The 7,690-nt window shown below is 58.9% G+C and carries 5 protein-coding genes and 2 pseudogenes; 5 read left to right on the top strand and 2 right to left on the bottom strand.

The window, feature by feature from the left end; translation table 11 throughout:
• Positions 1 to 92 (bottom strand): annotated as a pseudogene (locus FN060_RS23140) (type II toxin-antitoxin system Phd/YefM family antitoxin); the annotation flags it as partial.
• A gap of 525 nt (positions 93 to 617) precedes the next feature.
• Between FN060_RS23140 and FN060_RS13995 the strand changes: the two are divergent.
• Entirely contained in the window at positions 618 to 1,814 is a 1,197-nt protein-coding gene (locus FN060_RS13995; protein ID WP_142588645.1) for an IS256 family transposase, read from the top strand.
• Between the two features lie 221 nt (positions 1,815 to 2,035).
• Positions 2,036 to 2,965: pseudogene (locus tag FN060_RS13990) on the top strand (hypothetical protein); the annotation flags it as partial.
• Between the two features lie 236 nt (positions 2,966 to 3,201).
• On the opposite strand, the gene FN060_RS13985 reads toward FN060_RS13990, so the two are convergent.
• The gene (locus FN060_RS13985; RefSeq protein WP_142588644.1) at positions 3,202 to 4,224 is read right to left on the bottom strand and encodes a LacI family DNA-binding transcriptional regulator; all 1,023 of its coding nucleotides are present in this window, start codon (positions 4,222 to 4,224) and stop codon (positions 3,202 to 3,204) included.
• Positions 4,225 to 4,343: 119 nt separating this feature from the next.
• Here FN060_RS13985 and FN060_RS13980 point away from each other — a divergent pair, with 119 nt between their 5' ends.
• The 3 genes from FN060_RS13980 to FN060_RS13970 all read left to right on the top strand — a co-directional run bounded on the left by FN060_RS13980 (position 4,344) and on the right by FN060_RS13970 (position 7,661).
• Positions 4,344 to 5,396, top strand: a complete 1,053-nt coding sequence (locus FN060_RS13980) for a Gfo/Idh/MocA family protein (RefSeq protein WP_183950041.1) — start codon at positions 4,344 to 4,346, stop codon at positions 5,394 to 5,396.
• Entirely contained in the window at positions 5,393 to 5,725 is a 333-nt protein-coding gene (locus tag FN060_RS13975; protein WP_142588642.1) for an L-rhamnose mutarotase, read from the top strand. Before FN060_RS13980 ends, FN060_RS13975 begins: the two co-directional genes overlap by 4 nt.
• A gap of 151 nt (positions 5,726 to 5,876) precedes the next feature.
• Positions 5,877 to 7,661, top strand: a complete 1,785-nt coding sequence (locus FN060_RS13970; RefSeq protein WP_185929045.1) for an ABC transporter substrate-binding protein — start codon at positions 5,877 to 5,879, stop codon at positions 7,659 to 7,661.
• The last annotated feature ends 29 nt before the right edge of the window (positions 7,662 to 7,690 follow it).

Raw genomic sequence — 7,690 nt, 5'->3', positions numbered from 1 at the left:
TCAGTGATAACGACAGGTCCCGCTTCAGCAGCTTTTTTTGCTCTGCCAACATCATGATTCAATTCGCGGCTGGTCAAGCTGGTAGTAGCCATATGCACCTCCATGTAGGAACGTACCTACATATAGCGCCTTCATGCTGCCTGCGCAATGCCCTCCTGGTACGACGTAGCTGTCCAGGCTTTTACGCCTTGACCGGAACCGCGGAAAGGCTCTTCAGCTTTCCTCTGCCGGAACACCGACGAAGGTGCGCGGAGCAAAGCAATACCAAGTATGACAGATCGTGACGACTTCCTGTGTTACAGGTTCGGATTGGCCCGCTTTACGCATTTAAGCGCTCGCCCCTAGTTCCGCACGCCCTCGGCCTGAGGCCCGAGAAAAGATGCGGAATGACACATGCCCAACTAAGAGCTTTCCAGACGCCATTTTCAGAAGAAGGTTTCGACTTATTGCGAACTCCGCATTGGATCGTGTCCCGGCGAGTGGTGTAGCTGGGTGATAGCGAAGCCGCTCGCGAGTGCACCCTCCAAGGTGCTGTAGGGAGCGGGCGGCGTAGCGGTGGTCACCAGTGTTTTCCGGTAGGGTCGGGTTGCTTAGAGCCAACCTGAGGGACACCACCGATGACCGAAGATATGATGAACCTGCGCTCGCTCGTTGAGAAGAGCGCTGATGCCGATTTGCTCCGGGAGATGATCGGCTTCGCTGCCGAGAAGCTGATGGCGCTGGAGGTCAGCACGAAGACTGGCGCGGGCGATGGCGAGAAGAATAGCTTCCGACTGGCCCAGCGCAACGGCTATCGCGACCGGGACTGGGAGACACGGGCGGGCACCGTTGAGCTGCGCATTCCAAAGCTTCGCACCGGCAGCTACTTCCCGAGCTTCCTGGAGCCGCGCCGCATGGCCGAGAAGGCTCTGACGGCGGTCATTCAGGAGGCCTACATCCAGGGCGTATCGACCCGATCCGTTGATGATCTTGTAAAAGCCATGGGCATGTCGGGCATCTCCAAGAGCCAGGTATCCCGGCTCTGCGAGGAGATCGACGAGAAGGTGAAGGCCTTCCTCGACAGGCCCATCGAAGGGGAATGGCCCTACCTTTGGATCGATGCGACCTACCTCAAGGTCCGGCGCGGCGGGCGCATCGTCTCCGTCGCCGTCATCATCGCCGTCGGCGTCAACACCGACGGTCGACGCGAGGTGCTCGGTATGGAGATCGGCACATCCGAGGCCGAGGCGATCTGGACAGAGTTCCTGCGTAAGCTGACAAGGCGGGGTCTGCGTGGCGTCAAGCTCGTCGTCTCTGACGCACATGAAGGCATAAAAGCCGCCGTCTCCAAGGTTCTCTCGGCCACCTGGCAGCGCTGCAGGGTTCACTTCATGCGCAATGCGCTCGCCCATGCCGGAAAGAGCGGACGCCGTGTTGTCTCCGCCTTCATCGCCACGGCCTTTGCCCAGGACACGTCAGAGGCTGCAAGTACCCAATGGCGTAACGTCGCCGACCAGATCAGGCCGAAGGTGCCCAAACTCGCCAGTCTCATGGACAGTGCCGAGCAAGACGTGCTCGCCTACATGACCTTTCCCAAGCAGCATTGGGCCAAGCTTCACAGCACCAATCCAATCGAACGCCTCAACGGCGAAATCAAGCGGCGCACCGAGGTCGTCGGCATCTTCCCCAACGACGACGCCATAGTCAGACTGGTCGGTGCCTTGCTCCTGGAGCAGAATGACGAATGGGCCGTCCAGCGGTCCCGCTACATGACACTTGAGACAATCGCCACGATGAGCGATGATCCGCTCATCAGCCTGCCAGCCGCAAGCTGATCCATTCCCGGCTCTATCCGGAAGGCACGGCGACCGCCAAAGCTACACCACGCCTTGGGACACGATCCCGCATTGCCCCCGTCGCGCCGGATTGGATCGTAGAGAACATACGGCCCTACCTTCTGGGTCTGATAACATATCGAAAGACACCCGCGCTTGCGCGCAACCGGTATGACTGGCGGCAGATCGCACACGATTGTGGGATAGATGAAGCGCTGACGATGACGCTGAAGACGCAGCTGCGGCCGGCACTGGATGCAATCATGCGCTGGCTAAAGGAACCGCCTGTAGAAGACGACGCGTTGAATGGGGCGAGGCTGCGAGCCAGCACGCTGAATGCTGGTGGCAGACGAAAGTCTGTACCCACAGCGACGACTCAGGGACACGCGGGCGGCAGGGTCGCGAGATCGCCCTCAGCCAGCCGTCGAGGCCCAAAGCCGAACCCCATTTCAGACCAACCAGAGCCGTTATTTGAGGTGAATGAAGACCCGAGTTCTTTCGCCGATGCACTCGCCTATCATATGCGCCGCTTTGGCGAGAGCTACTGGCAACTCCACCGGGCGGTCGTTCGGATAGACAAAACTTTCGATGCAAAGACCTTGCTATCGTGGATCGAGGGCCATCGTGTCCCTCGATCCGCCGCAAGCTTCACCATCCTCGGCCGGATCGAACGCAGGTACGGACTGGCGCAAGGATACTTCAAAGCGAAAGTGCCACATCAGTCCCGGGCGCTCTATGGCCACCATCTAGATGACGTTAGTCCGGCCGAACGCCGCCGCCTTGCCTGGCATCTTCCCGACGACTTCGGCAGCCTGCCCTTTTCTAAGCGCGAAGAGATCCTGGAATGGGTGCGGCGCGTCATCATCTCGGGGTCAACAGATTACAGACGGTTCCAAGCCGCAGCGACGAAGCAGCGTTACGCGATCCGGTTTCCCGGGATCACGTATGGCGGGAGTGCACTTTCTCCTCGGCTAACGGCTTCCAAAGGGCTGCGGGATGATGACGAAGAGGCACCTACGACAGAGGCGCTTGAGGATCCGGATCTGCTTTCCGGTGTCCTCGATGCACCGCCTCGGCTTGCGATGGAAATGGCAGATCTCATCCGCTTCAAGACGTCGACACGCCGTGAGCAAGGAACTTTGGCTTCCGGGAGGGACGATGTGACCGGCCCGTACGATCTCCTCCTGGACCATGTTGCGGATACGGACATTCCGAGTTATTCCGGTATCCGCCGTTCTGGTAGCCAAGACCGTGGCGAACTTATATCAAAATAACTAGTTGCGCCCTTCTGCAAGCGACGCCGGATTGGGAACTGCACGACCAGTTGAGGGCATTTGAAATGCCGGTGAACCCTTCGTTATCGCCGAGCCAGCGGTACCGGAAGTTGCTACGCACTCTCACGCGATATGATCTCAAACCCGAGCCGCGTCACCCGCCCGGATGGGGTCTTGCCTGCTAGGCGCGCCAGGAGCATTCGGCCCGCCTCCATGCCCGTTTCCCGCACCGGGAACCTGATCGTCGTTAATCCCGGTCTGATCCAGCCGGACACGATGCTATCTCCAAATCCCGCAATCGCGACACGACCGGGGATATCCAGATGCAGGTCAAGGGCGTGGCGGATGGCTCCAACTGCCACGTAATGGCCAGCAAACACGACTGCATCAGTCTGCGGATGTTCCCGAATGATCGTGCCGATGATCTCTCCGCCCTGCCCCGTTCCCGGGGTGGCTGTAATTTCATAGGCGACCGGCGCATCAAGACCGGCTTCTTCGGTCGCCAGCCGCAAACCCGCAAGACGATCGGCCATGCGACTGTCGTCCAGTCCAATATGACCGACGAACGCCAAGTGCCGCCGCCCCTTGCCAATTAGGTAGCGCCCAAGCGCTGCACCTGCATCCACATTGGAGGAGCCAACGCTCATGTCGAGCGGCTCAGGATTATAGTCAAACATCTCCACCACGGGCGTGCCGGAACGGCGCAGGAGATCGACGCAGTCTGGACTGTGGTCTTTGCCGGTCAGCAGTATGCCATCGACCCTATGCCCCAGAAACGTCCGCACCAGATCGCACTCAGCGTCAACGGAAAAATGCGAGTGGCCAAGCAGGATCTGGTAGCCCGCTGGTTCAAGCACGTCAGCTGCCCCTTGCATCACCATGGAATGGATCGGGTTGGCGCTCGTCGGAACCACAACCCCGATCACCCGGGTGCGTGCGGAAGCGAGGCTCGAGGCCTGTCGATTGGGGATATAGCCAAGCTCGGCCGCGATCGCCAGCACGTGCTCACGCGTCTTGCGCGAGACGCGGTCCGGATTACTGATGCAGCGAGACACGGTAACGGCCGACACGCCTGCTGCTTGTGCGACCTCCTGTAAACGAACGGGGGAATTTATAGGTGAGACTGGTTGCGACATATCCGTCCAGGTTTATGAAACCGACATATACAGGCCGGATGCGAATGAACAAGCTTGCTTGACTTCTCCATGGCATAGATCCTATCAGAATGGAAAGCGTTTTCCAAATGAGTTTCTCCATGGCAAAGATCCGAGCCTCGGTTATCGGTGCTGGCTGGTACGCAGCGCAAAACCACATTCCTGCTTTGGCGCGACGCAGCGACGTCATCCTGGATGGCGTATCGCGACTTGGCCAGGAGGAACTTTCAAAGGTGAAGGAGCATTTCGGCTTTGCCTTTGCTTCTGAAGATTTCCAGGAGGTTCTTTCCCGACGCCCCGACGTGGTGATCGTCGCTTCGCCCCATCACCTGCACTATCAGCATGCCCGCGCGGCGATCACATCGGGAGCGCATGTTCTTTGCGAAAAGCCGATGACGCTGGATGTGGGCGAAGCCTGGGATCTGGTGGCCCTGGCCAAGGGCCATGGACGTCATCTTCTCGTCGCCCACGGCTACAATTATCTGCCGCAAGTCGATCACTTGACCCTGAAGATCGCTGAAGGTGCGATCGGGACAATCGAGCACGCAGCGGTCAGCTTCATCTCCGCCACGCGCGATGTCTTTGAAGGCCAGGCGGGTCTGCGGCAGTGGGAAAGCTCACTCTTCAGGCCGGATCGCAGCACTTGGCAGGATCCTGGGAAAGGTGGTGGATTTGCCTATGGGCAGCTCAGCCACGCCCTGTCGCTCTTGTTTCTTCTCACTGGCCTTGCGCCGACTAAGATAGGCGGATCGACCTTCGGGCGCGACGGCATCGACCTTGCCAATGCCGCCAGTCTTTGCCTATCCAATTCAGCCGTGGCAGCAATTGCGGGGGCTGCAGCCATGCCGCAGGGAAACCGGGCATTGATGCGCATCTATCTGGCCGGCAGCGAGGGCGTCATCGCCGCAGAATTTGATCGCGACTTTTGCGAAATTCGCCAAGTAAGCGGCGAGGTTGAGCGCTTGAACCTTTCCGATGGAGACTGGGCTTATCGCTGCGATGGCCCGGTAGATGCGCTCGTCGATCTTGCGCGCAATGCCGGTACGAACCTGTCCACCAGCATCAACGGCGCCCAGACCGTCGCAACCATTGCGGCACTGCTGCAATCTTCCCGGCAGGACGGACAGGTTCAAACCATCCGGGCTCATCTGTGACGGCAGAAGCGATGGGCTCCACCAAGGCATTCCTGCTTCGCATCCGGCAAGGCAAGATTGCAGAATACAAGCGCCGCCACGCGCAGATCTGGCCGGAGATGGTCGAGGCGCTCGAACAGCTCGGCTACCGGCACTACGACATCTTTGTCCATGAAGACAGTGGCTGCGTGTTTGGCCATGTCCTTATCGATTCCACGGTCACTGGCCAGGCTGATCATCCGACCATTTTGCGATGGCGGGCCTATATGGCCGACGTACTTGAGATGGATGGCGATCTCCCAGTTCAGGAAGCCCTGGAGAAGGTGTTCGCGCTTTCACACCACGTTTAAGCGGCACCGTAGGATCAATCGGGCCTACTGGCCTATTGACGCATACCAGTCGGTTGGAGTAGATGGAAAGCGCTTTCCATTTTATGGAAACGGCGAGCAAGGAAAAGCGGCGCGAGGCCGCGCAGGGGGCATGGGGAGGCCTCTTGTCACTTTGGATTGGGAGGAGAGCATGCCAAAATTTCGTTCAACTGGGGCAAAGAGTGCCGGTGCAGCCGTCTTGGCCGCCGTCTTGCTCTCCACGACAATGGCCTATGGCCAGACCGTGCCGGATGTGCCGCGCAATCGCACCTTAATTAGCCAGGGTTGGGATTACTATAACGCGGTCCCGTCGACAGAGAATTTCAATCCCTATGCCGGGGTTTTGCTCCACCAGCGCAACAGCCTGCACTATACCGTCAATGAAGCGCTGTTTTACACTAATCACTTCACCAATGAGCTGATCCCCTGGATCGGTGAAAGCTACAGCTACAACGACGACTATACACAAGTGACCATCAAGCTGCGCGAAGGCGTACGCTGGAGTGACGGCGAGGCCCTGGATGCCGAGGATGTCGCCTTCACCTTCTCCATGCTGAAGGCCGCAGCACCGGATCTGCTGTTTTCGAGCGCGATCGATGAATGGGTCGCCTCGGCCGAAGTCATCGATCCCTTGACCGTCAAAGTATCCTTGACGAAACCAGGTCCCAGATGGGCCACCGATTTTCTGGCAACGGGCCAGTCAACACGCTTCGTGGTCGTCCCCCAGCACATCTGGGAGGGGAACGATCCCAAGACGTTCAATAATTTCGATCTCGCTAACGGCTGGCCGGTCGGCACTGGACCGTTCAAGCTTGTCAAATCGGATGCCAGCTCGCTGTTTTTCGATCGGCGTGATGAATGGTGGGCACAAGATGCCGGGCTTGTTGAGGCAATGCCGAAGGTGGAGCGGGTCATTTATGTCCCCGCGACCGCCGAAGCCATGCCCCAGCTTTACGCCACCAACCAGATCGATATCGGTCGCAACATCCAATCAGGCGTGTTTGAAGCGATCCGCTTCCAGAACCCAAACCTGACGGCCTGGAACAATGAGGGACCTGTCTGGGGCGCCCCGAATGGCTGCGTCGTCGGCATCCGTTTTAACACGCAGCGCCAGCCTTTCGATAATGTCGCCCTGCGTCAGGCGATCAATGCCGCAATTGACCGCGACCAGATCGTCAACCTCGCTTATGAGGGCTCCGTCAAGAAGGCAATCTTGCCGTTTTCGTCCTATCGCGGGATGCTCGACTATGTCGATCAGCTTGAAAAGAGCCTCGATGTCGGCACCCTGGATCAACACGACCTTTCCAAGGTCGACCACCTGCTCCAGGGCGCCGGCTTCACGAAGAGCGCCGGCACATGGGTGCAGCCGGATGGAAGCCCGCTGCAGATCGCTGTTCAAGTCGGACAGGGCGACCCGGTCGGCCCGGTTCTCGTCCAGCAACTGAAATCGGCAGGCTTTGATGCCATCGTCAATGTCCAGCAGGTGACCGCCCAGACGGAAGCGCTGTCGACGGGAAATTTCGGATTAAGCGTCTATCCCCATTGCGGGAGCCTCTATGATCCCTGGCAAACCCTGGAGCACTTCCATTCCAAATATGCAGCGCCAGAAGGGCAGGCGGCGACCAATCTACGCGCCGTCACGCGCTACGGCAATCCCGACCTCGACGCTTTGCTCGACAAGATGGAAGCCTCCCAGCCCTCGCCGGATAATCCCGAATACATGGAGCTCGTTGAGCAGGCGACCGCGATCTTTGTCCGCGACTTGCCGGAAATCCCGCTGTTTGAGGAAATTCAAACGCAACCGTTCAATACGACCTACTGGACGGGCTATCCCTCCTTTGACAATCCCTATGTCGCCCAACCCCTGCCGTGGGAAGGTTTTGCATTGGTGATCCACCGTCTTCAGCCCACCCAGTAACCCATGGCGAGCGGGTCTTTCAAAAGGCT

The sequence above is a fragment of the Pseudorhizobium halotolerans genome, assembly GCF_902153235.2.
In the GTDB taxonomy this organism is placed as follows: Bacteria; Pseudomonadota; Alphaproteobacteria; order Rhizobiales; family Rhizobiaceae; genus Neorhizobium; species Neorhizobium flavum.
Note: the sequence above shows the minus strand (reverse complement) of the source record. Positions and strands in the feature narration are given on the sequence as shown.